This window comes from Streptosporangium sp. G12, from assembly GCF_052983175.1.
Window position 1 is genome coordinate 51022 of the sequence record NZ_JBRIQO010000001.1, and the last position, 24608, is coordinate 75629.

Here is a 24608-nt window from a genome sequence, read left to right on the forward strand (position 1 = left end):
GTCCGGGTTACGCGTCGAGCTTCTCCATGACCTCGTCGGAGACATCGAAGTTGGCCCAGACGTTCTGCACGTCGTCGCTGTCCTCGAGGGCGTCGATCAGCCTGAAGACCTTGCGGGCGCCGTCCTCGTCCAGCGGGACGTTCATCGTCGGCATGAAACTGGACTCGGCCGAGTCGTAGTCGATCCCGGCCTCCTGCAGGGCCTTGCGGACCGGGACGAGGTCGGTGGCCTCGGAGACGACCTCGAACTGGTCGCCCAGGTCGTTGACCTCCTCGGCGCCCGCGTCGAGGACCGCGACCAGCACGTCGTCCTCGGCCAGCTCACCCTTGGGGACGAGCACGACGCCCTTGCGGTTGAACATGTAGGACACCGAGCCGGGGTCGGCCAGCGAGCCGCCGTTGCGGGTCAGCGCGACGCGGACCTCGGAGGCGGCGCGGTTGCGGTTGTCGGTGAGGCACTCGATCAGCACCGCGACGCCGCCGGGGGCGTAACCCTCGTACATGATGGTCTGCCAGTCGGCGCCGCCGGCCTCCAGTCCGCCGCCGCGCTTACGGGCACGCTCGATGTTGTCGATCGGGACCGAGCTCTTGCGCGCCTTGGTGATGGCGTCGTACAGCGTCGGGTTGCCGTCCGGATCGGGTCCGCCGGTCCGGGCCGCGACCTCGATGTTCTTGATGAGCTTGGCGAACAGCTTGCCGCGCTTGGAGTCGAGCGCGGCCTTCTTGTGCTTCGTCGTCGCCCATTTGGAGTGGCCGGACATCGCCTAGAGCTCCCTCACCATCTCAGCGAAATATGAATGCACACCGACATCCCCGGTAAGTTCCGGGTGGAAGGACGTGGCGAGCAGCGGTCCTTGGCGGACCGCGACGATCCTATCCCCAGGTTCGGCCAGCGCCAGCACTTCGACTCCCGAACCCACGGATTCCACCCAGGGCGCGCGGATGAAGACGGCCCGCATGCCGCCGCGGCCGGCGAAGTCGACGTCGGCCTCGAAGGAGTCGACCTGGCGGCCGAAGGCGTTGCGGCGGACGACCATGTCGATGCCGCCGATGGTCTGCTGACCTTCGATCCCGCCCTCGATCCGGTCGGCCAGCATGATCATTCCGGCGCAGGAGCCGTAGGCGGGCATGCCCGCCTTGATCCGCATCCGAAGTGGTTCGAGCAGGTCGAAGGTCTCGGCGAGCTTCCACATCGTGGTGGACTCGCCGCCCGGGATGACGAGGCCGTCGACCGCCTCCAGCTCACGGGGACGCCGTACGGTGACCGCTCTTGCGCCCACCGCCTCCAGGGAGCGCACGTGCTCGCGCACGTCTCCTTGCAGCGCGAAGACGCCGATCGTGGGGACGATGGTCACCGGTGGTCCTTCCCGTCCGGGTGAGATGCCCCTTCAGCGTATGGCCACCCCTCGTACCGGCCCAAACCGGTTCACGCTCCGGCCCGGCGCGGAATCCGCGCCGTGACGACGGCCCGGATCCCCGTTCCCGTGCCGGGGCCGTCCGGGGCCGTCCGGGGCCGTCCGGGGCCGGGGAGCCGCGGGTCCCCGGCCGGAACGCGTCGCGGGTGCCCCGCCGCACGTGCGGCGGGGCACCCGCGACCATGGGTGTCAGGTGATCTCCGGCGATCGAGACGAGGTCAGGGACGCTTGGTCTCCAGGTCCACGGTCTCCTGGATCCAGTCGATCCCGGGGGTCCTGGCGGCCGAGGGGTCGACCGGGCGCAGGTAGGTCCGCTGCACGCCGGGGACCCGGTCCTCGATCACGAAGGTCGCCTTGGTGTGCGCCGCCGAGCCCGGCTGCGTCACCTTCGGCAGCACCTTGAAGTCGGCGGTGAGCCGGTCACGCTCGATCCGGGTCATCACGTAGCCGCGCTGGTTGTTGTAGAACTTCAGGTGCGGGTTGATCGTCAGGTACGGGTGGGTCGCCGGGTCGGAGTCGAGGCCGTCGCCGCCCGTGGTGATGGACGAGGCGACCAGCTCGGAGCCGACCGTGCGGGTGGTGGGGTCGTCGTAGTCGAGCTTGAGGTCGCTCGCCCAGTGGGCGTGCACGTCGCCGGTGAGCACCACCGGGTTGCGCACCTCGGCGTCCACCCAGCCCTGGGTGATGCGCTGCCGCGAGGCGACGTAGCCGTCCCAGGCGTCCTGGCTGGTGATCTTGGCGGGTCCGGCGTTGTTGTCGCGCTGGGCGAAGAAGACCTGCTGGCCGATGACGTCCCAGCGCGCCTCGGAGCGCCGCATGCCGTCCAGCAGCCAGCGCTCCTGCGCCTCGCCGGTGATCGAGCGGGCGGGGTCGACCGCCGCCGGGCAGTCGCTGTAGCCGTCACCGCAGCCCTGGTCGCTGCGGTACTGGCGGGTGTCGAGCATGTGGAAGGTGGCCATCCTCCCCCACCGGACGCGCCGGTAGAGCTGCATGTCGACGCCCCGGGGGATGGAGGCGCGCCGCAGCGGCATGTTCTCGTAGTACGCCCTGAAGGCCGCCTCGCGCCGGGCGAGGAAGTTCGGCTGGGGCACCTCGGGCTTCTCGGGCACCTCGTCGGCCCAGTTGTTGTCCAGCTCGTGGTCGTCCCAGACGACCAGCCAGGGGGCGGCGGCGTGCGCGGCCTGCAGGTCGGGGTCGGTCTTGTACTGGGCGTGCCGCTGGCGGTAGTTCGCCAGGCTCTCGGTCTCCGGCCCCTCGTGGTGGCGGATGTTGCCGCCGGGGATGGTGTAGGTGTCGCGCCGGTACTCGTACTGATAGTCGCCCAGGTGCAGGATCAGGTCGGGCCGCTCCTCCGCCAGGCGCCGGTAGGCGGTGAAGTAGCCGTGCTCGTACTGGGCGCAGGAGACGAAGGCCATCGCCAGGGCCGAGCCGTGGGAGAGGACGTGCGGGGCCGTCCTGGCCCTGCCGATCGGTGAGACGTACGGGCCGACCTTGAAGCGGTACCAGTAGTCCCTGTCGGAGGGCAGCCCGTTCAGCTCGACGTGGACGCTGTGGCCCCACTCGGGAGCGGCCGTGGCCACGCCCCGGCGCAGCGGGCGGCGGCCACTCTCGTCGCCGTAGACGTGCCACTCGACGGCGAAGGGCCGGGCGGGCATGCCGCCCAGGCCGTCCTCGGCGAGCGGCTGGGGTGCCAGACGGGTCCAGATCACGAAGCCGCCGGAGTCGGGGTCCCCGCAGGCGACGCCGAGCGTGAACGGGTCCGAGCGCAGGCCGCGGGAGGCCAGGGACGCCAGAGACGCGGCGCTCTCCTGGGCGGGTCCGGGATCGGCGTGCGCGGCGGCGGGGATGCCCGCCGCCGCACCGGCCGCGATACCGGTGACGAGAAAGGACCGGCGGGTGAACTTCGACAAGGGAAACCTCCCGGGTGATCGGGCTCGAACGCCCGTCAGCCTCGCGGAGCACCATGACTGAGGAGTTAACTCCTCCTGTCAGGAAAAAGGCGATCTCCATGACGGAGATCGCCTTTTCCCGGTTTTCCGGAGTTCCCAGGGGGCCCCTGGCACCCCCGTCCGCTCTACCAGCCGCGCTCGGCGAGCCGGTGCGGGGCCGGGATGTCGTCGACGTTGATGCCGACCATGGCCTCACCCAGACCGCGGGAGACCTTAGCGATGACGTCGGGGTCATCGTAGAAGGTGGTGGCCTTGACGATCGCGGAGGCGCGCTCGGCGGGGTTGCCGGACTTGAAGATGCCCGAACCGACGAACACGCCCTCGGCGCCGAGCTGCATCATCATCGCCGCGTCGGCCGGGGTGGCGATGCCGCCGGCGGTGAACAGCACGACCGGCAGCTTGCCGGTCCTGGCGACCTCGGCGACCAGCTCGTACGGCGCCTGGAGCTCCTTGGCCGCGACGTAGAGCTCGTCCTCGGGCAGCGAGCCCAGGCGCTTGATCTCGCCCCTGATCTTGCGCATGTGGGTGGTGGCGTTGGAGACGTCGCCGGTGCCGGCCTCGCCCTTGGAACGGATCATCGCCGCGCCCTCGGTGAGGCGGCGCAGCGCCTCGCCCAGGTTGGTCGCGCCGCAGACGAAGGGCACCGTGAACTGCCACTTGTCGATGTGGTTGGCGTAGTCGGCCGGGGTGAGCACCTCGGACTCGTCGATGTAGTCGACGCCGAGCGACTGGAGCACCTGGGCCTCGACGAAGTGGCCGATGCGGGCCTTGGCCATGACCGGGATCGAGACGGCGGCGATGATGCCGTCGATCATGTCGGGGTCGCTCATCCGGGAGACGCCGCCCTGGGCGCGGATGTCGGCGGGCACCCGCTCGAGCGCCATGACGGCGACGGCGCCGGCGTCTTCGGCGATCTTGGCCTGCTCGGCGTTGACGACGTCCATGATGACGCCGCCCTTGAGCATCTCTGCCATGCCGCGCTTGACCCGGGCGGTTCCGGTGACGGTGGTCTCGCTGACTTCGGGCGTGCTGCTGGACACGGTCTCTACCTCACGACGGCTGGCTGCGGATCACGGGCCGTCCGCGGGGGACGGCCACTACGCTTCCATCGTAGGCGCTGGCGGCCCGCCCCCTCACATGACGTCTTGTCGCTGTCGGGCGATCTTCTTGGACAGGATGTAGGACTCGCGCGGTCAGGGAATGACGGGTTTGGCGGAGGCGAGCACGACCCAGACCTGTCCCGGGGCGAAGTTCATCGCCTCGCCCGCCTCCGTGGTGAAGACGGTGCCGTCCTTCTCCTTGGGCCGCGACCAGCGGGCCTTGAACGCCTGGCCGTCGCGGAGCACGATCGCCCTGCCCTTGCCGGTGCTGTGCACCAGCGGGGTGTAGCTCTGGTTCTTGTCGTGGAACTGCGAGCGTTCCGTCTTGGTGTACTGCACGACGATCGTGGGCGCGCCGAGCTGGCCGCCCTCGGCCGCCATGTCCTTCTTGCCGTCCTGCCAGATCAGCCACTTGCCCGCCGCCTCCGACCAGCGGAAGGTGAAGCTCGCCGCCGGATACTTCACGCTGTACGTCTTGCGCGGCACGCCGCCCTCGGGCGCGTCGCCGAAGGTGAACCCGATGTCCTTGGCCCTGCTCGCCTTGGGCGCCCCGGCCAGCAGCCGCCTGGTGTTGGCGAACAGGTTGTAGGGGGCGAAGCGTCCCGGCTGGCGGAAGTACGCGCCCGGCTGCCTGCTGTCGGAGACGTCGAAGAGCGGCGCCTCGGCGATGAAGGGGAGCATCTTGGTCTGCGCGCCCGAGTAGGCGAAGGCGGGCCTGCCGAACTGCGGGACGATGTGCAGGTCGGAGATGCGGGCACTGCGGACCGGGCCGACCTTGGCCGGGATCTTCGAGGAGAAGATCGCCATCAGGCGGGTCAGGCCCGCCTCGACCTGCTCGACGTAGACGACGTCGGCGCTCTTCAGGCCGAGTTGCGGCTTGCCCGCCGAGGTGTTCTCGATCTTCACCGCGAGCACCGCCCTGCGGGCCGCGCCGGGCAGGCCGGTGAAGGGATGCGTCGGCTCGGGCGTGGGCGTCGGGGCCGTGCTGGGCTCGCCGGCCGCGCCCGCGGGGCTGCCCGGGGCCGGATCGTCGGAGGAACAGGCGGCGGCGGGCGCCAGGACCGCGACTCCCGCCAGCGTGACGGCGATCATCCGGGACACCCGCACGGCTCATCTCCTCAAGTCGGCCACTCGGTTTGGCCACTCAGTCATGAATCGCCAAGAGCTTACCGGTGTCCGACTTGTCAGATACTCCGGTTCATATACGCCTTAATCATCCTTATTCAGCGGCCAGGGCCTTCGGGGGCGCGTCGTCGATCTCGAAGAAGCCCGGATACTCGGTGTGCCCGGCCAGCCGCAGCGTGCGGGCCAGCCAGCGGCGCTGCGCCGTCCGGGTGACGCCCACCGCGTTGTTGTAGAACCTGCGGGAGTAGAGGACTTTGGCCACGGCCGCGTCCAGTTCCTCCAGCAGGTCGGCCCCCGCGGGGGTGTCGGCCAGCCGGTCGCGGAAGCGCTCCTGGTCCACGACGGCGCGCAGGGCGCGCGACAGGTCGCTCTCGGCGTGCTCGCGCTCCTCGGGACCCGCGGTACGGGCCTCGTGGGCGGCCGCGGCCAGCACCAGGCTCGTCGCCGGGTCCAGCAGCCGGGAGGCCGCCAGCTCCAGGCTGACGGCGGTCCGCCGCACCAGGGCGGCGTCCAGGGACTCGCGGGCCAGCTCCAGCCGGATGTGCATCCGGTCGAGCCGCCCCGCCCGCCAGGAGATGTAGACGGCGAGGAGCACCACGATCGCGCCCACCACCAGGATCAGCGTGGTCGTCACAGCCTGTCGCCCCTCACGGCCGCGCCCTCCCCGTCCCTCCCGGTCCCGACGACGGCCCCCGCCGCGTCCGGCACCGTGCTCGCCGCAGAGTCCGTCACGGAGTCCGCCGCAGGGTCCGCCGCAGAGTCCGCCACGGAGTCCTCCTCGACCCCGGCCGTGCTCGCCACGGTCTCGTAGACCCGCAGGACGTCGCGGGCGACCGTCGACCAGTCGTACTTGCGCACGGCGAGGCGTGCCTTCTCCGACAGTCCGGCCCGGCGCCCGGGGTCGTCGAGCAGCGCGGCGGCCTCGCGGGCGAGCGACCTGGCGTCGCCCGTCTCGAACAGGGCCCCCGCCCGGCCGTCGTCGAGCACCTTGCGGAAGGCGGGGATGTCGCTCGCCAGGACCGCCGCGCCGGCCGACATCGCCTCGGTCAGCACGATGCCGAAGCTCTCACCGCCCAGGTTGGGCGCGCAGAAGACGTCGACCGTGTGGTAGGCGCGTACCTTGTCCTCCTCGCTGACCATGCCGAGCAGGCCGATCCGGTCGTGGAAGGCGGGCGGGACCCGCTCCAGCACCTCGTCGGCGTCACCGGGCCCGGCCAGGAGCAGGCGCAGCGCGGGCCGCTCGGCGGCCAGCAGGGCGAACGCCTCCAGCAGCACCGGCAGGCCCTTGCGCGGCTCGTCCATCCTGCCGAGGAAGCCGATCACCTCGCCCTCGTCCCAGCCGGGCAGCGGCTCGCCCTCGGCGTAGCGGCTCACCGTCACCCCGTTGGGGATGAGCACGGCGTCACCGCCCATGAACTCGACCAGGGTCTTCCTGGCGGCGTCGGACACGGCGATCCTGCCGCCGATCTTCTCCAGCGCGCTCATGATCACCGGCACCCCGACCGAGAAGGAGCGGGAGTTGCCGTACGAGGCGTGGAAGGTGGCCACGATCGGCCCCCTGGCCACCCAGCAGGCGAGCAGCCCGAGCGAGGGGATGGCCGGCTCGTGCACGTGCAGCACGTCGAAGCGGCCCTCGCGCACCCAGCGGCGCACCCGGTTCGCCGACAGGAACCCGAACGACATCCTGGCCACCGACCCGTTGAACGGCACCGGGACGGCGCGGCCCGCCGAGGTCACGTACGGGGGCAGCTCGGCGTTCTCCGCGGCCGGGGAGATCACCGAGACGTGGTGGCCGTCGGCCATGAGCGCCTCGGCCAGATCCTGGATGTGCACCTGGACGCCGCCCGGCACGTCCCACGTGTAGGGGCAGACGATGCCGATCCTCATGGCCTGCTCTCCCGGGTCTCCCGGGGCTCCAGGTCCTCGAGCCAGAGGCGCTGGAGCATGTGCCAGTCCTCGGGGTGCTCGGCGATGCCCTTCTCGAAGACGGTGGCGAGGCTCTGCATGACGACGGCCACCTTCTCCTTCCTGGTGCCCTCGGCCGGGATCGCGATCTCCTCGTGGAACTGCAGCCCCCAGCCGTCCTCCTCGAAGTAGGGGATCGCCGGGATGAGGGCGGCCCCGGTGTGCACGGCCAGCAGGCCGGGACCGGCGGGCATCCGGGTGGCCGAGCCGAAGAACTGCACCTCGACCCCGTTCGCGGTCAGGTCGCGCTCGGCGGGAAGGGCGACCGGCAGGCCCGCGCGCAGGCGCTGCGCCAGGGTGCCGAAGGTGTGGCCGTCACCGCCGGTGAGCGGCAGCACCTCCATGCCGAGCCCCTCGCGGAAGGCGGTGTAGCGGTGGAACAGAGACTCGGGCTTGAGCCGCTCGGCGACCGTGGTGAACGGGTGGCCCGTGCCGGCGAACCAGGCGCCCGCCTGGTCCCAGTTGCCCATGTGCGGCAGGGCCATGACGACGCCACGCCCCCTGGCGAGGTTGTCGTAGACGGGCTCGGCCCCGACCACCCGCATGCGGGAGACGATCTCCTCGATGGGGATCGAGGGCAGCCGGAACACCTCGTGGAAGTAGCGGAAGTAGGAGCGCATGCCGTCGCGGCTGAGCGCCCGGATCGCCGGGTCGCCGGGCGAGGTGCCCTTGACCCTGGCGAGGTTGGCCTCCAGCCTGAGCACCGACTTGCCGCGGCGCCTCCACAGCCGGTCGGCGGCGGCGCGGAAGGCCCAGGCGGTGAGCCTCTCGGGCAGGCGGGGCACGATCGTCCAACCGGCGCCGAACGCCGCGGCGACGAGACGATCCTGGGGGGAGGGCTTGTCGGTCATCGATCTTTCCGATCAGCGGAGGGTCCGTGGCGGGTGGGAAACGGCCTGCCGGCGCACGTGCAGCAGGCGCTGGCCGACCGTGACCGCGCTGGCGGCGGCGAGCAGCCAGAGCCCCGCGGCCAGGATGTACGGCACGCCGAGGCCGCCGAGACCGGCGGCGACCAGGCCGACGACCAGGCGTTCCGGCCGCTCGGCGAGGCCGACGTCGCACGTCATGCCCAGCGCCTCGGCCCTGGCCTTGACGTACGAGACCACAGCCCCCGCGACGAGGCAGAACAGGGCGACCCCCGCAAGCACCCGCTGCCCGCTCACGACGAACCAGAACACCAGCCCGGAGAAGATGCCCGCGTCGCCCACCCGGTCGAGGGTGGAGTCGAGGAAGGCGCCCCAGGTGCTTCCCGGGCCCGTCATCCTGGCCATCACCCCGTCGAGGAGGTCGGCCAGCACGAAGAAGGTGATCGCCAACGTGCCCACGAACAGCTGGCCCCGCGGGTAGAAGAACAGGGCCGCGGCGACGGTGCCGAGCGTGCCGACGGCGGTGACCGCGTTGGGGCTGATCCCGCGGCGGGTCAGTGCCCTGCCCAGCGGGGTCAAGAGCCTGGTGACGGCGGGGCGCAGAAGTTTCAGCATGGCGCTCCGATCGTAGGCCACCGGGCCTGCGAGCGCGCATCGGCGACGGGGGGCGGCGAGCCATGGGGGAACGACGTTCGCGAGGGCGGCGCGGAGCCGCCGGGACGGTCCGGACGGATAGCGATCAGGTCCGCCTATCGCAAGAGGATCGCCACATCCCTCTTGTGATATTCGCCACATGGGTATTTGGTGAACAGACCGAGTCCGCGCGGTGCGCGAGCTCGGCAGCGGACCCCGGGGGTGTGGCCCCACCAGGCCGCGCCCCTTCGGCAACGACGCGGGAGGCGATGTGGCGGAAAGAGCAACCGGCGGAACAGCGGGAGCCGCGGGGAGGGCACCCGCGGCCGACCAGCCGGGCATGATACGAAACGTCGTGCTGGTCGGCCATTCCGGTGCCGGGAAGACAACACTTGTGGAGGCGCTGCTGGCCGCGACACGGACCGTCCAGCGGCCCGGCAGGGTCGAGGACGGCACGACCGTCAGCGACTTCGACGAGGTCGAGGTGCGCCAGCAACGCTCGGTGAACCTGACCGTGGCCCCCGTGGTCCACAACGACATCAAGATCAATCTGCTGGACACCCCCGGTTACGCCGACTTCGTCGGCGACCTGCGCGCCGGGCTGCGCGGAGCCGACGCGGCGCTGTTCGTCGTCTCGGCCGTCGAGGGCGTGGACGGCCTGACCAGGATGCTCTGGGACGAGTGCGCGGCGGTCGGGATGCCCCGCGCGGTCGTGATCACCAAGATCGACCATCAGCGGGCGAACTTCGAGGACGCCCTCGCCGCCTGCCAGGACGCCTTCGGCGACGGCGTCTCGCCGCTGTACCTGCCGGTGGTGACCAACGGCAAGGTGAACGGCCTGATCGGCCTGCTGAGCCAGAAGTTCTACAACTACGCGACCGGCACCCGGAGCGAGAACTCCCCCGGCCCCGCCTACGCCGACCAGATCGAGGTCTACCGGGGCGCCCTGATCGAGGGCGTCATCCAGGAGAGCGAGGACGAGTCCCTGATGGACCGTTACCTCTCCGGCGAGGAGATCGACACCAAGGCCCTGATCGAGGACCTGGAGAAGGCCGTCGCGCGCGGCGGCTTCTACCCGGTGCTGGCCACGGGGACCGGCGTGGGGGCGCTGGAGGTCCTGGAGCTCGTCACCCAGGGGTTCCCCTCCCCGCCCGAGCACCCCATGCCGGAGATCATGTCGATCGACGGCCGGCCCGTCTCCGGCATCACCTGCGACCCCGACGGGCCGCTGGTCGCCGAGGTCATCAAGACCACCAGCGACCCGTACGTGGGCAGGATCAGCCTGGTACGGGTCTTCTCCGGCACGTTGCGCCCGGACATGACGGTGCACGTATCGGGACACGGCCTGTCCGACCGCGGGCACGAGGACCACGACGTGGACGAGCGCATCGGCGCGCTCTCCTCGCCGCTGGGCAAGCACCAGCGGACGACCGCCAAGTGCGTGGCCGGGGACATCGCGGCGGTGGCCAAGCTGTCGCGCGCGGAGACCGGCGACACCCTGTCGGACCGGGAGAACCCGCTGCTGATGACGGCCTGGACCATGCCGGAGCCGCTGCTGCCCGTGGCGATCCAGCCCCGGTCCAAGGCCGACGACGACAAGCTGGGCCAGGCGCTGCAGCGGCTGGTCGCCGAGGACCCGACGCTCCGGCTGGAGAACAACCCCGAGACCCGCCAGCTCGTGCTGTGGTGCATGGGCGAGGCCCACACCGACGTGCTGCTCGACCGGCTGAGCAGGCGGCACGGCGTGGAGGTGGAGAAGACCGAGCTGCGGGTGCCGCTCAGGGAGACCTTCGGCGGCAGCTGCCAGGCCCTGGGCCGCAACGTCAAGCAGACCGGCGGCCACGGCCAGTTCGCCGTCTGCCACCTGGAGGTCGAGCCCCTGCCGTCCGGCGGCGGCTTCGAGTTCGTGGACAAGATCGTCGGTGGCGTGGTGCCGCGCCAGTTCATCCCCTCGGTGGAGAAGGGGGTGCGCACCCAGATGCAGCGCGGGGTGCTCGCCGGGTACCCCATGGTGGACGTGCGGGTGACGCTGTACGACGGCAAGGCCCACTCGGTCGACTCCTCCGACATGGCGTTCCAGATCGCCGGGGCGCTCGCGCTGAAGGAGGCCGCGGCCAAGGTGCCCACGCTGCTGCTCGAACCGGTCGACGAGGTGTCCATCCTGGTCTCCGACGACCACGTCGGCGCGGTGATGTCCGACCTGTCCTCGCGCCGGGGCCGCGTGCTCGGCACGGAGCCGGTGGGCGTGGGGCGCACCCTGGTCAGGGCCGAGGTGCCCGAGCTGGAGATCACGCGATACTCGATCGATCTGAGATCCATGTCACACGGGACGGGGACGTTCCGGCGGGTCTTCCTGCGCTACGAGCCGCTTCCTTCGCATCTGATGGACAAAGTCACCAGCTGACGGGGCGGTGAGACGTGCGCCGGACGTAGCCCCGCCCCCCGCGGAGCGCGCACCGTCCGGCGCACGTCTCCCAGCATGCACACATGTAACAGAGTCATCACGAAAGGATTTCGTTTTTCCGGTCAGAGCACACCGGCGCTGGTGCCACACTGGGGAACCATGCGATACGGACGCCCTCTTCTGGCCGCTGCCGCCCTCGCCGTCCTGACCACGGGAGCCGCCTACACCTTCGGCCCCGACGCCGCGCCCGCCCGGCCGAAGGCCGCGAAGAGCTCGGCGGTCTCGGCCGAGACGGTCGACTCGACGACGGGCGCGACGACCGCCGCCTCCGCGTCGGCCCGGTGCGAGGTGGACGCGAGGTATCCCAAGCGGCAGCTGCGCGGGGTGTGGATCGCCACCGTCAAGAACATCGACTGGCCCTCGCGGACCGGCCTGTCCCCGGCCCGCCAGCGAGCCGAGTACGTCAAGATCCTCGACAACGCGGTCAAGCGGCGGTTCAACGCGGTGTTCGTCCAGGTCCGCCCCGCGTCCGACGCGCTGTACAAGTCGAACCTGGAGCCGTGGTCGCAGTATCTGACCGGTACGGCGGGCAAGGACCCCGGCTGGGACCCGATGCCCTTCCTCGTCGCCGAGGCCCACCGGCGCGGCCTGGAGTTCCACGCGTGGTTCAACCCCTACCGCGCGTCCGCCGACGGCGACCTGTCCAAGCTGCCCGCCGGGCACCCCGCCCGGCTGCACCCCGAGTGGATCGTGAAATACGGGGATCTGGCCTACTACAACCCCGGCCTTCCCGCGGTCCGCGACTATGTCACCAAGGTCGTCAAGGACGTGGTGACCCGCTACGACGTCGACGGGGTCCACTTCGACGACTACTTCTACCCCTACCCCGTCGCGGGCGCGAAGTTCGCCGACGGCGCCGCCTTCGCCAAGTACGGCAAGGGCACCAAGCTCGCCGACTGGCGCCGCGCCAACGTCAACAAGCTGATCGCGCAGGTCGACAAGACCGTGCACGAGGTCAGGAACAGCGTGAAGTTCGGCGTCAGCCCGTTCGGGATCTGGCGCAACAAGTCCGAGGACCCCACCGGCTCGGCCACCGGCGGCATGTCCGCGTACGACTCCATCTACGCCGACGCCCGCCACTGGATCAAGAAGGGCACGGTCGACTACGTCATCCCCCAGCTGTACTGGCCGCGCGGGTTCAAGATCGCCGACTACGACGTGCTGATGCCCTGGTGGGCGAACGAGGTCAAGGGCACCGGGGTGCAGCTCTACATCGGCCAGGGCCTGTACCGGGTCGGCGCCACCGATACCGCCGCCTGGACCAGGCCCGGTGAGATGTCCTCCCACCTCACGCGCAACCGCAAGTACGGGCAGGTCTCCGGCGACGTCTACTTCAGCGCCAAGCAGCTCTCCACCAACCCGCTGGGCGCGCTCGACCGCGTCGTGAAGGACCACTACGGCCGCCCGGCGCTGCTGCCGCTGATGAGGGACCGGGGCGGCCGGGCCCCGGCCAAGCCCGCCGACGTGCGGCTCCAGGGCACCTCGCTGAGCTGGAAGAGCTCCCCGGACGCCCGCTCGTACGCGGTCTACCGGATCGCCTCGGGCAGGCCGGGAGAGTGCGCCACCGCCGACGCCCGCAACCTGGTCGCGATCGTGCCCTCGGTGGCCGGCGACCGCCAGGCCTTCACCGCGGCGGGCGGCGGCACCTACCTGGTCACCGCCCTCGACCGCCTGCAGAACGAGAGCGCGCCCGCCGGGACCTGAGCCCCGCCCGGGGCTCCCCGCGCGGACGGCGAACGAGAAAGCCCCCGTGAGGACCCGGGCCCCGGGCGCGGCGGCGACCCGCCGGTCCCCCGGGCGGCTGGACCCGTGGCACGATCTTCCCCTACGGTGCCAGCACTTGGCAGGAGCTGAAGGGGAGGTCGTTCGTGAAGCGGACGCTTGTCGCGTTTGCGATGGTGCTGGGCCTGCTGTGGCCGGGGGCCGCGCACTCCGCCACGCAGGCGGACGGGCGGGTGATGCTGATCGGCGTTCCCGGCCTGCGGTGGAGTGATCTCAGCCCCACCGGCACCCCGAACCTGTGGCAGCTGGCCGGGCTGAGCGCGGTCGGATCCCTGTCGGTCCGCGCGGTGGGCAGGGTGACCTGCCCCTACGACGGATGGCTGACGGTGTCGGCCGGGGTGAGGTCCGCGGTCGGCTACGGCTGCGGGCTGCCCCCGCTGCCCGAGTCCGACCAGGCGGGCGCGATCATCCCCGACTACGGATACCTGCACGACGTCGCCGGCCAGCGCAACGCGGGCGCCCTCGGCGAGGCCGTCCACGCCGCCGGTGACTGCACGCTGGCGATCGGCCCCGGGGCCGCGCTGGCGCTGGCCGACCGCTCGGGCAGGGTCGACGTGTACGCCCCCTCCCCCGCGCAGATCCGCTCCGACGTGCTCACCAGGTGCCGGGTGATGGCCGTCGACGTCGACGACCTGATCCGGCCGTACGTGACCGGCGAGCGGCTGTCGCGGGACGAGGACCGGCTCACCGCGCAGGAACGGGCCGCGGCGCTGCGCCTGGCCGACGCCAAGGCGGGGGCGGTGCTGACCGTGCTGCCCAAGGATGTCAGCGTGCTGCTGGCGGGCCTGTCCGACCACGGCGGCAACCCGCATCTGCGGGTGGCCATGATGCGCGACGGAGACGTCTCCGGCCGCTTCCTGGGGGCGGCCTCCACCCACCGCGACGACACCACGATCCTGCCGGACATCACCGCGACGATGCTCTCCCTGACGGGGATCGCGACGCCTCCGGGCGTGATCGGGGTGCCCTGGCAGGCGAGCGAGAGGCGTACCGGCGGCACCGAGGCGGCGCGCGTCGAGCTGGACAGGGCCGACGTGGCCGGGGAGACGATCAGGAACGTGGGCGGGATCTTCTTCACCGCGGTCGCGGTGCTGCAGGTCGCCTTCTACCTGACCGCGTTCCTGCTGCTGCGCCGCAGGCGGGGGCTGACCGGCATCCGGGTGGCCGCGGTGGTGCTGGCCTCGGTGCCCGTGTCGACGTACCTGGTGAACCTCACCCCCTGGCACCACGCGGAATCGCCGGTGCTCGCGCTGGTCGGCGGGATCGCCGGATGCGCGCTGCTGCTGGCCGCGGCGGCGCTGGCGGGGCCCTGGCGCCGGGCGCCGCTCGGGCCGCTGGCGGTGGTGGCCGGGGTGACCGCGACGGTGCTGGCGGGCGACCTGCTGACCGGGACGACCCTGCAGCTCAACAGCGTGATGGGATACAGCGCCGTGGTCGGGGCCCGCTACTACGGCCTGGGCAACATCCCGTTCGCGCTCTTCGCCACCTCGGTGCTGCTGCTGGCCGCCACGATCGCGCACCGGCTGACGCGCGGGGACCGCGCGGGCGCACCGGCCGCCACCCCTGCGGACCGGACGGCGCCCGGCGACCAGGCGGGCGGCGCCGTGGCGGACCGGACGGCGCCGGGCGACCGTGCGGGTTCGGCGGGCGACGTCGCGGCGGATCGCCCGGCGGGCGGGAGCCGCGCGAGCATCGCGGCCGCCGCCGTCGTGGCGGATCGGCCCGCGCGCGGGAGCCGCGCGAGCATCGTGGCCGCCGCCGTCGTGGCGGTGCTGGGCGGCTTCGCGATGATCCTGGGCGGCTGGCCGGGCGTGGGCAGCGACTTCGGCGGGGTGATCGCGTTCGTGCCGGGCATCGCGGTGACCGCGCTGCTGATCGCGGGCAGGCGGGTCTCGATCGTCAAGCTGGGCGCGTTCTGCGTGGCGGGCGGCGTCATCGTGATGTCCATCGCCTACCTCGACTACCTGCGCCCGCCGGGCTCGCAGACGCACCTGGGCCGCTTCGTCGGCCAGGTGTTCACCGGCGAGGCCCTTGAGGTGATCGGCCGCAAGTTCGGCGCGATGGTGGGCACGCTGCTCAGCCCCAACCTGATGCCGGTCGTGATCGCCGCGGTGGCGTTCCTCGTCTACGCGCTGCTACGCCCCGAGCAGGCGACCGCGGGGGTGCTGCCCGCCGCGTTCGCGCACTCCCCCGCCCTGCGGGCCGGGCTGATCGGCACCCTGGTCAGCGGGGTGGTCGGCATGCTGGTCAACGACTCGGGCGCCGCGGTGCTGTCCATGGCGCTGGCGCTCGCCGTGCCGCTGACGCTGTCGGCGGGCATCAAGGCCCTGGACGACGGCGCCCCGCGCTACGACGCGGGCCAGGACCCCGCGAGCAACTCCCTGGTGTCGCGCAACAACTGAGGAAGCACCCGGGTCTGGCCGACGACGGGCATGAAGTTGGTGTCGCCGCCCCACCGGGGCACCACGTGCTGGTGCAGGTGGGCGGCGATCCCGGCGCCCGCCACACCGCCCAGGTTCATGCCCACGTTGAAGCCCTGCGCGCCGCTGGCCTTGCGCAGGGCGACCAGCGCCCGCCGGGTGAAGTCGGCGAACTCGAAGGTCTCCGCCTCGTCGAGGTCCGTGTAGTCGGGCACGTGCCGGTAGGGGCAGACCATCAGGTGGCCGGAGTTGTACGGGTAGAGGTTGAGCAGCGCGAAGACCGTCTCACCCCGGGCGACGATCAGACCGTCCTCGTCGCTCATGCGGGGGATCTCGCAGAACGGGCAGCCGTCCTCGGGGCCGGAGCCGGTGGGTTTGCTGGCTCCCTTGATGTAGGCCATCCGGTGAGGAGTCCAGAGTCTCTGGAACGCGTCCGGTGTCCCCGCTCCGTGCTGCGCCTCCGGCTCGTTGCTCATGGTCGCCAGCATATTGCCACGCCGATCCCCGCGGTCTTGCGCCTCCCCCGGCGCCGCCCCGCCGCCCCGCCCGTACCGCCCACTCGGGATCCCTGCTCGCGCCCTCGCGTGCCACCGCCCGGGGCCCGGACCGCCCGGATCCGGTGCCGGTACGAATCGGGCGGCGTATGTCACACGGTATTGACGGACGAATGCGGTGAATTTCCGGCAGAATCCCCCAAGCACGATCATCGACTGCCGAGGAGTACCCCATGACCGACGTCTCCGTCGAGGAGCCGACCGAGGAGACCGCGTCCCCCGGGTCCCCAGCGTCTTCCACGTCTTCTGTGTCTTCTGTGTCTTCCGCCGAGACGGGCGGCAGGCCCACCCGCCCGTTCTCCCTGTCCCTGTCCCTGTCCGCCGCCACGGAGCCGCCGGAGCCGCCGGCGTCGCTTCCGTCGGTCCCGTCCCCCGGCGAGCCGGTCTCCTCCACGGGGGAGCCCTTCCTGGCCGTGGTCGAGGCGCTCCCCGAGCCCTCACCCGTGTCCGAGGCGCCGGACGACACGCCCCGCCCCACCCTCGCCCGGGCGGTGCCGGCGGTGTCTCCGTCGTCCCCGATCTCCTCCGCCGTGGTGAAGGGCCGGATCAAGGTGGCCGACGAGGTGGTGGAGAAGGTCGCGGCCCTCGCCACGCTGGAGGTCACGGGCGTCGCCGAGCTGGGAGGCGACGCCGCCCACGCGGTGGAGCCGATGCGCGAGCGCGCGGGCATCGCCAGGCGCGGCCCCCGGGGCGTCAACGCCCACGTGCAGGACCGTACGGCGGCCGTGGACGTGACGATCGTGGCGGAGTACGGGCACGTGGTGATGGACGTGGCCAACGAGGTCAAGACCAACGTGGCCCGGACCATCAGCCGGATGCTGGGCATGCGGGTCGTGGAGGTCAACGTCGACGTGGAGGACGTCCGCATGCCGGGCGAGACCGGCCCCGAGGCTCCCGCCGCGCCGGGAAACGACGCGTAGGACGCCGAGAGCCCCGGCGGAAGGGCCCGGAAACGACGTACGGGGGGCCGTGAAGCCCCCCGTACACCCGTGGGCGGCCTCAGCCGCCCACGGGGAGGTTCTTTAGACCTGGACCCGGCGCTCGATCGCGTCGGCGATCTCGGCGATCGCCTCGTCGACCGGCACCCCGTTCTTCTGCTCGCCGTTGCGGAAGCGGAAGGAGACCGCGCCGTTGGCGATGTCGTCGTCGCCCGCCAGGAGCATGAAGGGCACCTTGGACCGCTGCGCGTTGCGGATCTTCTTCTGCATGCGGTCGTCGGAGGCGTCGACCTCGATCCTGATGCCCCGCTCGCGAGCCTTCTTGGCCAGGTCCTGGAGATAGGGCGCGTGGGCCTCGGCGATCGGGATGCCGACCACCTGGACCGGCGCGAGCCAGGGGGGGAACGCGCCCGCGTAGTGCTCGACCAGGACGCCGAAGAAGCGCTCGATCGAGCCGAACAGCGCCCGGTGGATCATGACGGGCTGCTGCCGGGAGCCGCCGGTCGCCTGGTACTCCAGATCGAAGAGTTGCGGCAGGTTGAAGTCGAGCTGGATCGTCGACATCTGCCAGGTCCTGCCGATCGCGTCGCGGGCCTGGACGGAGATCTTCGGCCCGTAGAACGCCGCGCCGCCCGGGTCGAGCACCAGCTCCAGCTTCTCCGACTCGGCGACCTCGCGCAGGGTCTCGGTCGCCTCCTCCCAGTCCTCGTCGCTGCCGACGAACTTGACCGGGTCCTTGGTCGACAGCTCCAGGTAGAAGTCCTCGAGGCCGTAGTCGCGCAGCAGGTCGAGCACGAAGCGCAGCAGTGACTTCAGCTCGTCGCGCATCTGCTCACGGGTGCAGTAGATGTGCGCGTCGTCCTGGGTGAGGCCGCGCACCCGGGTCAGGCCGTGCACCACGCCGGACTTCTCGTAGCGGTAGACCGTCCCGAATTCGAACAACCGCAGCGGCAGCTCACGGTAGGAGCGCCCGCGCGACCTGAAGATCAGGTTGTGCATCGGGCAGTTCATCGGCTTGAGGTAGTACTTGGCCCCCTCCAGCTCCATGGGGGGGAACATGCCGTCGGCGTACCAGTCGAGGTGACCGGAGAGCTTGTAGAGCCCCTCCTTGGTGATGTGCGGGGTGTTGACGAAGGAGTATCCCGCCTCCTCGTGCCGCTTGCGCGAGTAGTCCTCCATCACGCGGCGGATCACGCCGCCCTTGGGATGGAAGACCGGCAGGCCCGAGCCCAGCTCGTCGGGGAAGGAGAACAGGTCGAGCTCGGCGCCCAGCTTGCGGTGGTCGCGCTTCTCGGCCTCCTCCAGCAGGTGGAGATACTCGTCCTGCTTCTCGCGCGACTCCCACGCGGTGCCGTAGATCCGCTGGAGCTGCGGGTTCTTCTCGCTGCCCCGCCAGTAGGCGCCGCCCGAGCGCATCAGCTTGAACGCCGGGATGGACCGGGTGGTCGGCACGTGAGGGCCGCGGCACAGGTCCTTCCAGCGCAGCTCGCCGGTCTTGGCGTCGAGGTTGTCGTAGATGGTCAGCTCGGCACCGCCCACCTCGACGCTCTCCTCGTCGGCCGCGCCGCCCTTGAGGCCGATCAGCTCCAGCTTGTACGGCTCCGAGGCGAGCTCCTCGGCGGCCTGCTCGTCGGAGACGGGCCTGCGGGAGAAGAGCTGCCCCTGCTTGACGATCTCGCGCATGCGCTTCTCGACGCGCTTGAGGTCGTCGGGGGTGAACGGCTCCTTGACGTCGAAGTCGTAGTAGAAACCGTTCTCGACCGGCGGGCCGATGCCCAGCCTGGCCTCGGGGAAGATCTCCTGGACGGCCTGGGCCATGACGTGCGCGGTGGAGTGGCGGACGATGGCGCGCCCGTCGGGGCTGCCCGCGGGGACCGGCTCGATCACGTCGCCCTCGGCCACCGGGGCCGCGAGGTCCTTCAGCTCGCCGTTGGCGCGGGCGGCGACCACCGAGCGGCCGTCCGCCTCCAGCGCCTCCCCGTACGTCGTGCCTCCCGCCACCACACGCACGGCTCCGGCGAGGGTGATACGAAGTTCTGGCACGGCGGACACGGTTGCTCCCTGGGAGACGTCGATGGATGGTCTGAAACCGATGCTACCGGTGTCGGCAACGCGATTTCTCAGGCCTTGCGGCTCCGGCGGTAGCCCAGGGAGGTCAGCTCGGCCCGGGTGCCGCGGAAGACGTTGCGATCGACGGGTTTGTTCGAGTGCTGGTGGATCGTCCACTTGTTCCACGGCCTCGGCACCTCCGGCCGGCCCCGGGGGTGGTCGGGCGCGGCGATCCACAGCGGGTAGGGCTCCAGCCCGGCGCAGTTGCCGTTGCGCGCGAACGACAGGAACGTGTAGATCACCGGCCTGACCCCCGACAGCGCGACGATCGCCTGGCACCAGCTGCGGGCGAAGCGCGCCACCCGGGGCGCCGGGAGGTGGTCGTCGGTCTCCAGGTCGAGCGCGAGCAGGTCCCCCCGGCGCAGCCCACCGGCCCGCTGCACGATCCGCAGGAAGTGCACCGCCTGCGCCTCGGGGTCTCCGGCGGGGCGGGCGAAGTGGTAGGCGCCGCAGACGATCCAGCTCTCGCGCATGCCGTTCCAGTTGGTGCCGAACCACTTGTCGGTGAAGGTGCTCCCCTCGCTCGCCTTGGCGAAGGCGAAGGAGACCCCGCCCCTCGCGTACGCGCCCCAGTTCACGGCGCCCTGCCAGTTCGACACGTCGATCCCCTGCAACATGGCGGCCACGCTAGCCAGCGGGCACCGCGGGCACACGCCCGACGCTCCCTCGGCGTGCTGCCATTGCGGCTGCTTTGGCTAGGCTTGGTCGGCGTGAACGCAGCAGCCCAGATCTCCGGCGCGCACGCGGCCGGCATCGCGACCATCACCACCGGCGGAACCGTGCTCGACACGTGGTTCCCGTCCCCACAGCTGGGCGAGCCCTCCTCACCGGGCACCAGGCGGCTGACCGAACAGGAGGCGGTCGAGGAGCTCGGTTCCGGGGTCGCCGCGCTGCTCGGTCCCGACGAGGACCGCGGCGTGGAGGTGGTCGCGGTACGCACCGGCATCACCAAGCTGTCGGAGGCGCCGGCCGACGCCCACGACGCCTACCTGCGCCTGCACCTGCTGTCGGCGCGCCTCGTCCAGCCGCACGGCCAGAACCTGGACGGGCTGTTCGGCCTGCTCAGCAACGTGGTGTGGACCAACCACGGCCCGTGCGCCGTCGAGGGCTTCGAGGAGGTGCGACTCCGCCTGCGCACCCGAGGGCAGGTGACCGTCTACGGCGTGGACAAGTTCCCCCGGATGGTCGACTACGTGGTGCCCACCGGGGTCCGGATCGCCGAGGCCGACCGGGTCCGCCTCGGCGCGCACCTGGCGAGCGGCACGACCGTGATGCACGAGGGCTTCGTCAACTTCAACGCCGGGACGCTCGGCACCTCCATGGTCGAGGGCCGTATCTCGGCGGGCGTCGTCGTGGGCGACGGCTCGGACGTCGGCGGCGGCGCCTCGATCATGGGCACCCTGTCCGGCGGCGGCAAGCAGGTCATCTCCATCGGACGGCGCTGCCTGCTGGGCGCCAACAGCGGCGTCGGCATCTCCCTGGGCGACGACTGCGTCGTGGAGGCGGGCCTGTACGTCACCGCCGGGACCAAGGTGGCCCTGCCCGAGGGGCGGGTGGTCAAGGCGGCCGAGCTCTCCGGCGCCTCCGGCCTGCTGTTCCGCCGCAACTCCACCTCGGGCGCGGTCGAGGCCGTGCCCCGCCGGGGGACGGGCGTGGAGCTCAACAGCACCCTGCACGCCAACGACTGACCATCCCGGCCCACCCGGGAGCGCATCCGTGAGCGCGGTCCGCCGTCCTCGCGGGTGCGCCGGGTCGCTCTCCGGAGCGCTTGTCCGGGGCGCTGCCGGTCACTGTCCGGGGCACCGGGGACACCCGGGGACACCGTCGCGACCGCCCGCGCGCCCCTGAGGCGGTAGGGGCCCGTGGATGTTCGTTCTCGGACCCCTCAGCTGACAGGGTGGCCTCACGGGCCCCAGAGGTCCCACAGGCCTCATGTCGACGCGGGCGGGCCGGCCCCCTCACCGGCAAGCCCGGGAGCGGGGTCTCCGCGCTGGAAGGATTGAGATGACCGGTCAGGAGACGGCGGGCGACGGCGAGAGCACCGCGGGGGCGGCGGCCCGGTGGGTGACCGGGCTGTTCGCGCCGCAGGTGCTGGTCATCGGGCTGCCCCCGCTCGTCGGGCTGATGGCCGACGGCTGGCCCGGCGCGGTCTGGGGCCTGGTGGCCTCGGCCCTGTGCGGCGGGATCCCGGCCCTGGTGATCCTGAACGGGGTCCGTTCCGGGCGCCTCGACTCCCATCACCTGGTCGACCGGGCGAGCCGTACGGTTCCGCTGCTGGTGGCGGTCGCCTCGGTGGTCGTCGCGCTGACGCTGCTGATCCTGCTGGGCGCTCCCCGGCTTCTGGTGGCCACCGTGACCGCGATGCTGGCCGCGCTCGCGGTGACGGTCCCGATCACCCTCCGGTGGAAGATCTCCTTCCACGCGGCCGTGTCGGCGGGCACCGTGGTGGTGCTGGCCCACGTGCTGCCCGCCGTGCCCACGCTGGTCGCGGGCGCGCTGGTCGTGGCGATGGTGTGCTGGGCGCGGGTCAGGCTCACCCACCACACGCCCGCCCAGGTCGCCGCCGGGGCCGTCACCGGCGCGGGGACGGCCTGGGCGGCCCTGAGCGCCTTCGGCGTCTGAGCGGGGCGGGCCCTCCCTCGGAGGAGCGGGCCATCGCGCGGCGAGGATCCGCGGACGCGGCGGCAGAGCCCTCAGAGGCGGCAGGACCCTCAGAGAAGGCTCTTGAGGAACTCCCTCGTCCGGGTGCCCCGGGAGAACTCGGCGGCGACGAAGTCGGTGACCCCGGCCTTGGCGAGCGTCTCGATCCGCGCCGACACCTCGTCCTCGTCGCCGATGATCGCCACGTCCGCCGGGCCCTCGGCACCCTCCCTGTCGAGCATCGCCCGGTACGACGGCAGCTGACCGTAGATCTCGAACCGCTCGGCGGCCAGCGCCCTGGCCGCCTCGGCGTCGTCGGTGACGCAGACGGGCAGCGCGCACACGATCCTCGGCCCGGGCCGCCCGGCGGCCCGGGCGGCCTCGGTGACGGCGGGCGCCACGTGCTCGGCCACCGTCCTGGCACCGGTCATCCACAGCACGGTGCCGTCGGCCACCTCCCCGGCCAGTTTGAGCATCCTCGGGGCGAGGGCGGCGATGAGCACGGGCATGTCCCTCGGCCCCGGCGTGTTCAGCCCCAGCCGTCCCGTGAGGGTCTCCCCCTCGAAGGCCGCGTTCTCCCCGCGTACGAGCGGCATCAGGATCGACAGGTACTCGCGCATGTGGCGGGCGGGCCGCTCGAAGCTCATGCCGTACATGCCCTCGATCACGATCTGGTGCGAGAGCCCGATGCCGAGGGCGAGCCGCCCGTCGAGGGCGGCGTTGACGGTGAGCGCCTGCTGGGCGAGGGCCGCCGGGTGGCGCGGGTAGGTCGGGACGACGGCGGTGCCGAGCTCGATCCCGGGCACCTGGCTTCCGGCCACGGCGAGCGCGGTCAGGGTGTCGAGGTCGAACGTGTGGGACATCCAGACGGAGGAGAAGCCGTCATCGGCCCCGCGGGCGATCCGCTCCCGCAGGTCGCCGAACGCGTCCGGTTTCTGGGAGCCGCTGAGGAACAGTCCGAATCGCATCGCTACCGAACTCCATTCTAGTAATGTCCGCCCAGTCTATTACTCCGGCGACAAGTTGTGATCAGCTGATTTCGGTGATCGGTCGGCGCCGGACGCGGCCGGTGTGAGCTCTTGCCCGGCGGGTTCGTCGCCGGGTCGACCGACACACCAAAAGATCACGATCTGTCGCCGGAGTCCTGGACCGTGACGACGATCTTCTTCCCGGCGTGGAGCCCTTTCTCGAGGTGGCGGTGTGCCTCGACGACGTCGTCGAGGGCGAACACCCTGTCGATGGCGGGCCGCAGCGCACCGAGGCGTACACCGGCGTTCAGGAAGGCCGCCATGCGCTTCACCACGACGGCGTCGAGGGTGTGCTCGAAGCTTCGGTAGCCGAAGATCGTGAGCGGCGTGCCTCCCGGGAAGGGGGTGGGCCGAGGGTCCAGGAAGCCCGCGGCGACCAGTGTTCCGCCGGGGCGGGCCGCCTTCAGGAGATCCTGCTGGCCGGGGCCCATGACAACGTCGAGGACGATGTCGGCGCCGGTCCCGCCGGTGTGGTGGCGGACGGCTTCGACGACGTCCATCTGGTCGGTGGCGATGACCGCGGCCGCGCCGGCGGCGAGCAGGTCGTCCTTCTTCGCGGTGTGCCGGGTGACGGCGATGGGCACGGCGCCGATCTGGTTGGCGATCTGCATCGCCGCCCGGCCGACGCCGCCGGACGCGGCGGTGATGAGAACGTGGTCGCCGGGCCGCATCCTCGCCTTCTCGACGAGCGCGCCGTAGGCGGTGGAGTACGCGACCCAGATCGCCGCCGCCTCCGTGACTCCGAGCCCGGCCGGCCGGGCGACGACCCGGCTCGCGGGGACCGTGGTGTGTTCGGCGTAGCTGCCCCTGACGCTCGCGTCCGGAATGGCCGTGAGGATGACCGGATCTCCGATCTCCAGCCCGGTGGTCTCGGGGCCCAGCGCGTCGACGACGCCGGTTCCTTCGACGCCGAGGCGAGCGTGCGGCAGGGGGACGGTTGCGGGCAAGGCGCCGGAACGCATCATCTGGTCGAGCGGGTTGACGGCGAACGCTTCGATCCTGACCCGTACCTCGCCGGCCGCGGGCTCGACGACCGGTTCCTCGACGACGTGCATGACATCCGGCCCGCCGAACTCGTCGAAGACGACGACTCGTGACATGGTGACTCCTCCGCGTCCGGTGCTGGTTTCGTTGCTCGCGGAAGACGTTACGGAGTCGTGGGTTACCTCCTGGTACCTTCGATTCTCATGCAGAACGCGGCTGGACCAGCCTTCCTCGCCGACTGCCCCACGCGCCTGGCGGTCGACATCATCTCCGACAAATGGGCCGTGCTCGTGCTCTTCGGGCTCAGCCATGAGCCTCGCAGGCACGGTGAGCTCGTCGACCTCATCGGCGGCGTCTCGCGCAAGGTCCTCACCCAGACGCTGCGCCGGCTCCAGCGGTACGGCCTGGTCGAACGCCATGCCGAAGCGCCACGGCGGGTCGAGTACAGCCTCACCGACCTCGGCCGGACCCTCGTCGAGCCCATCGAGGTCCTGACGAACTGGGCGAGGGACCACGGCGGGGCCATCGTCGATTTCCAGGAGGCCGCGGAAGCCACCGCCTCCGCTCGGGCTCGCGCGGCGGGTTGACCCTGGCGACGGGCGGCCTCGCCGACGGGGCGACGGCCGCCGGTATCACG

General features: G+C 71.5%; 21 protein-coding genes. 7 read left to right on the plus strand and 14 right to left on the minus strand.

What is annotated here, in order from left to right; translation table 11 throughout:
* Positions 1 to 7 precede the first annotated feature (7 nt).
* The 9 genes from ACVCAG_RS00230 to pgsA form a co-directional block, all read right to left on the minus strand.
* Positions 8 to 760 (minus strand): YebC/PmpR family DNA-binding transcriptional regulator, encoded by a 753-nt coding sequence (locus ACVCAG_RS00230; protein WP_329078906.1) that lies wholly within the window; start codon positions 758 to 760, stop codon positions 8 to 10.
* A gap of 3 nt (positions 761 to 763) precedes the next feature.
* On the minus strand, positions 764 to 1354 hold the full coding sequence (gene pdxT, locus ACVCAG_RS00235; protein WP_440069853.1) for a pyridoxal 5'-phosphate synthase glutaminase subunit PdxT: 591 nt from the start codon (positions 1352 to 1354) through the stop codon (positions 764 to 766).
* A 278-nt stretch (positions 1355 to 1632) separates the two neighbouring features.
* Positions 1633 to 3324 (minus strand): alkaline phosphatase D family protein, encoded by a 1692-nt coding sequence (locus ACVCAG_RS00240; protein WP_447189270.1) that lies wholly within the window; start codon positions 3322 to 3324, stop codon positions 1633 to 1635.
* 164 nt (positions 3325 to 3488) lie between these two features.
* The gene (pdxS, locus tag ACVCAG_RS00245) at positions 3489 to 4403 is read right to left on the minus strand and encodes a pyridoxal 5'-phosphate synthase lyase subunit PdxS (RefSeq protein ID WP_344749964.1); all 915 of its coding nucleotides are present in this window, start codon (positions 4401 to 4403) and stop codon (positions 3489 to 3491) included.
* Between the two features lie 153 nt (positions 4404 to 4556).
* Positions 4557 to 5570, minus strand: a complete 1014-nt coding sequence (locus tag ACVCAG_RS00250; protein ID WP_440086422.1) for a DUF3048 domain-containing protein — start codon at positions 5568 to 5570, stop codon at positions 4557 to 4559.
* 112 nt (positions 5571 to 5682) lie between these two features.
* Positions 5683 to 6222: a hypothetical protein gene (locus tag ACVCAG_RS00255; RefSeq protein WP_440086421.1), complete on the minus strand. Its 540-nt coding sequence runs from the start codon at positions 6220 to 6222 to the stop codon at positions 5683 to 5685.
* Entirely contained in the window at positions 6219 to 7475 is a 1257-nt protein-coding gene (locus tag ACVCAG_RS00260; protein ID WP_447189271.1) for a glycosyltransferase family 4 protein, read from the minus strand. Before ACVCAG_RS00260 ends, ACVCAG_RS00255 begins: the two co-directional genes overlap by 4 nt.
* The gene (locus ACVCAG_RS00265) at positions 7472 to 8404 is read right to left on the minus strand and encodes a phosphatidylinositol mannoside acyltransferase (RefSeq protein ID WP_440086418.1); all 933 of its coding nucleotides are present in this window, start codon (positions 8402 to 8404) and stop codon (positions 7472 to 7474) included. Before ACVCAG_RS00265 ends, ACVCAG_RS00260 begins: the two co-directional genes overlap by 4 nt.
* Positions 8405 to 8416: 12 nt before the next feature.
* Entirely contained in the window at positions 8417 to 9034 is a 618-nt protein-coding gene (gene pgsA, locus ACVCAG_RS00270) for a phosphatidylinositol phosphate synthase (RefSeq protein ID WP_440086417.1), read from the minus strand.
* Positions 9035 to 9323: 289 nt separating this feature from the next.
* Here pgsA and ACVCAG_RS00275 point away from each other — a divergent pair, with 289 nt between their 5' ends.
* From ACVCAG_RS00275 to ACVCAG_RS00285, 3 genes are all read left to right on the plus strand, one after another.
* Positions 9324 to 11456, plus strand: a complete 2133-nt coding sequence (locus ACVCAG_RS00275) for an elongation factor G-like protein EF-G2 (protein ID WP_440086415.1) — start codon at positions 9324 to 9326, stop codon at positions 11454 to 11456.
* A gap of 159 nt (positions 11457 to 11615) precedes the next feature.
* Complete coding sequence (locus ACVCAG_RS00280; RefSeq protein ID WP_440086414.1) at positions 11616 to 13220, plus strand: family 10 glycosylhydrolase; 1605 nt, start codon at positions 11616 to 11618, stop codon at positions 13218 to 13220.
* Between the two features lie 164 nt (positions 13221 to 13384).
* Complete coding sequence (locus tag ACVCAG_RS00285) at positions 13385 to 15700, plus strand: hypothetical protein (RefSeq protein ID WP_447189272.1); 2316 nt, start codon at positions 13385 to 13387, stop codon at positions 15698 to 15700.
* Here the strand turns inward: ACVCAG_RS00285 and ACVCAG_RS00290 are convergent.
* Positions 15646 to 16194, minus strand: a complete 549-nt coding sequence (locus ACVCAG_RS00290; RefSeq protein ID WP_440086412.1) for an HIT domain-containing protein — start codon at positions 16192 to 16194, stop codon at positions 15646 to 15648. The two genes, ACVCAG_RS00285 and ACVCAG_RS00290, sit on opposite strands and share 55 nt — an antisense overlap.
* Before the next feature lie 335 nt (positions 16195 to 16529).
* Here ACVCAG_RS00290 and ACVCAG_RS00295 point away from each other — a divergent pair, with 335 nt between their 5' ends.
* A complete protein-coding gene (locus ACVCAG_RS00295; RefSeq protein WP_440086411.1) occupies positions 16530 to 17192 on the plus strand; it encodes an Asp23/Gls24 family envelope stress response protein in 663 nt (220 codons plus the stop codon).
* Between the two features lie 102 nt (positions 17193 to 17294).
* Here ACVCAG_RS00295 and thrS read toward each other — a convergent pair whose 3' ends face one another.
* On the minus strand, positions 17295 to 19262 hold the full coding sequence (gene thrS / locus ACVCAG_RS00300; protein WP_440086410.1) for a threonine--tRNA ligase: 1968 nt from the start codon (positions 19260 to 19262) through the stop codon (positions 17295 to 17297).
* Between the two features lie 68 nt (positions 19263 to 19330).
* Complete coding sequence (locus ACVCAG_RS00305) at positions 19331 to 19936, minus strand: GH25 family lysozyme (RefSeq protein WP_440086409.1); 606 nt, start codon at positions 19934 to 19936, stop codon at positions 19331 to 19333.
* A gap of 93 nt (positions 19937 to 20029) precedes the next feature.
* Here ACVCAG_RS00305 and dapD point away from each other — a divergent pair, with 93 nt between their 5' ends.
* Both dapD and ACVCAG_RS00315 read left to right on the plus strand, forming a co-directional pair.
* A complete protein-coding gene (gene dapD, locus ACVCAG_RS00310) occupies positions 20030 to 21007 on the plus strand; it encodes a 2,3,4,5-tetrahydropyridine-2,6-dicarboxylate N-succinyltransferase (protein WP_440086408.1) in 978 nt (325 codons plus the stop codon).
* A gap of 316 nt (positions 21008 to 21323) precedes the next feature.
* Positions 21324 to 21941, plus strand: a complete 618-nt coding sequence (locus ACVCAG_RS00315; RefSeq protein ID WP_440086407.1) for a hypothetical protein — start codon at positions 21324 to 21326, stop codon at positions 21939 to 21941.
* 89 nt (positions 21942 to 22030) lie between these two features.
* Here ACVCAG_RS00315 and ACVCAG_RS00320 read toward each other — a convergent pair whose 3' ends face one another.
* Positions 22031 to 22927: a TIGR03564 family F420-dependent LLM class oxidoreductase gene (locus tag ACVCAG_RS00320; RefSeq protein WP_440086405.1), complete on the minus strand. Its 897-nt coding sequence runs from the start codon at positions 22925 to 22927 to the stop codon at positions 22031 to 22033.
* 155 nt (positions 22928 to 23082) lie between these two features.
* Entirely contained in the window at positions 23083 to 24087 is a 1005-nt protein-coding gene (locus ACVCAG_RS00325; protein WP_440086404.1) for a zinc-dependent alcohol dehydrogenase family protein, read from the minus strand.
* Positions 24088 to 24174: 87 nt separating this feature from the next.
* Here ACVCAG_RS00325 and ACVCAG_RS00330 point away from each other — a divergent pair, with 87 nt between their 5' ends.
* Positions 24175 to 24558 (plus strand): winged helix-turn-helix transcriptional regulator, encoded by a 384-nt coding sequence (locus tag ACVCAG_RS00330; RefSeq protein ID WP_440086402.1) that lies wholly within the window; start codon positions 24175 to 24177, stop codon positions 24556 to 24558.
* The last annotated feature ends 50 nt before the right edge of the window (positions 24559 to 24608 follow it).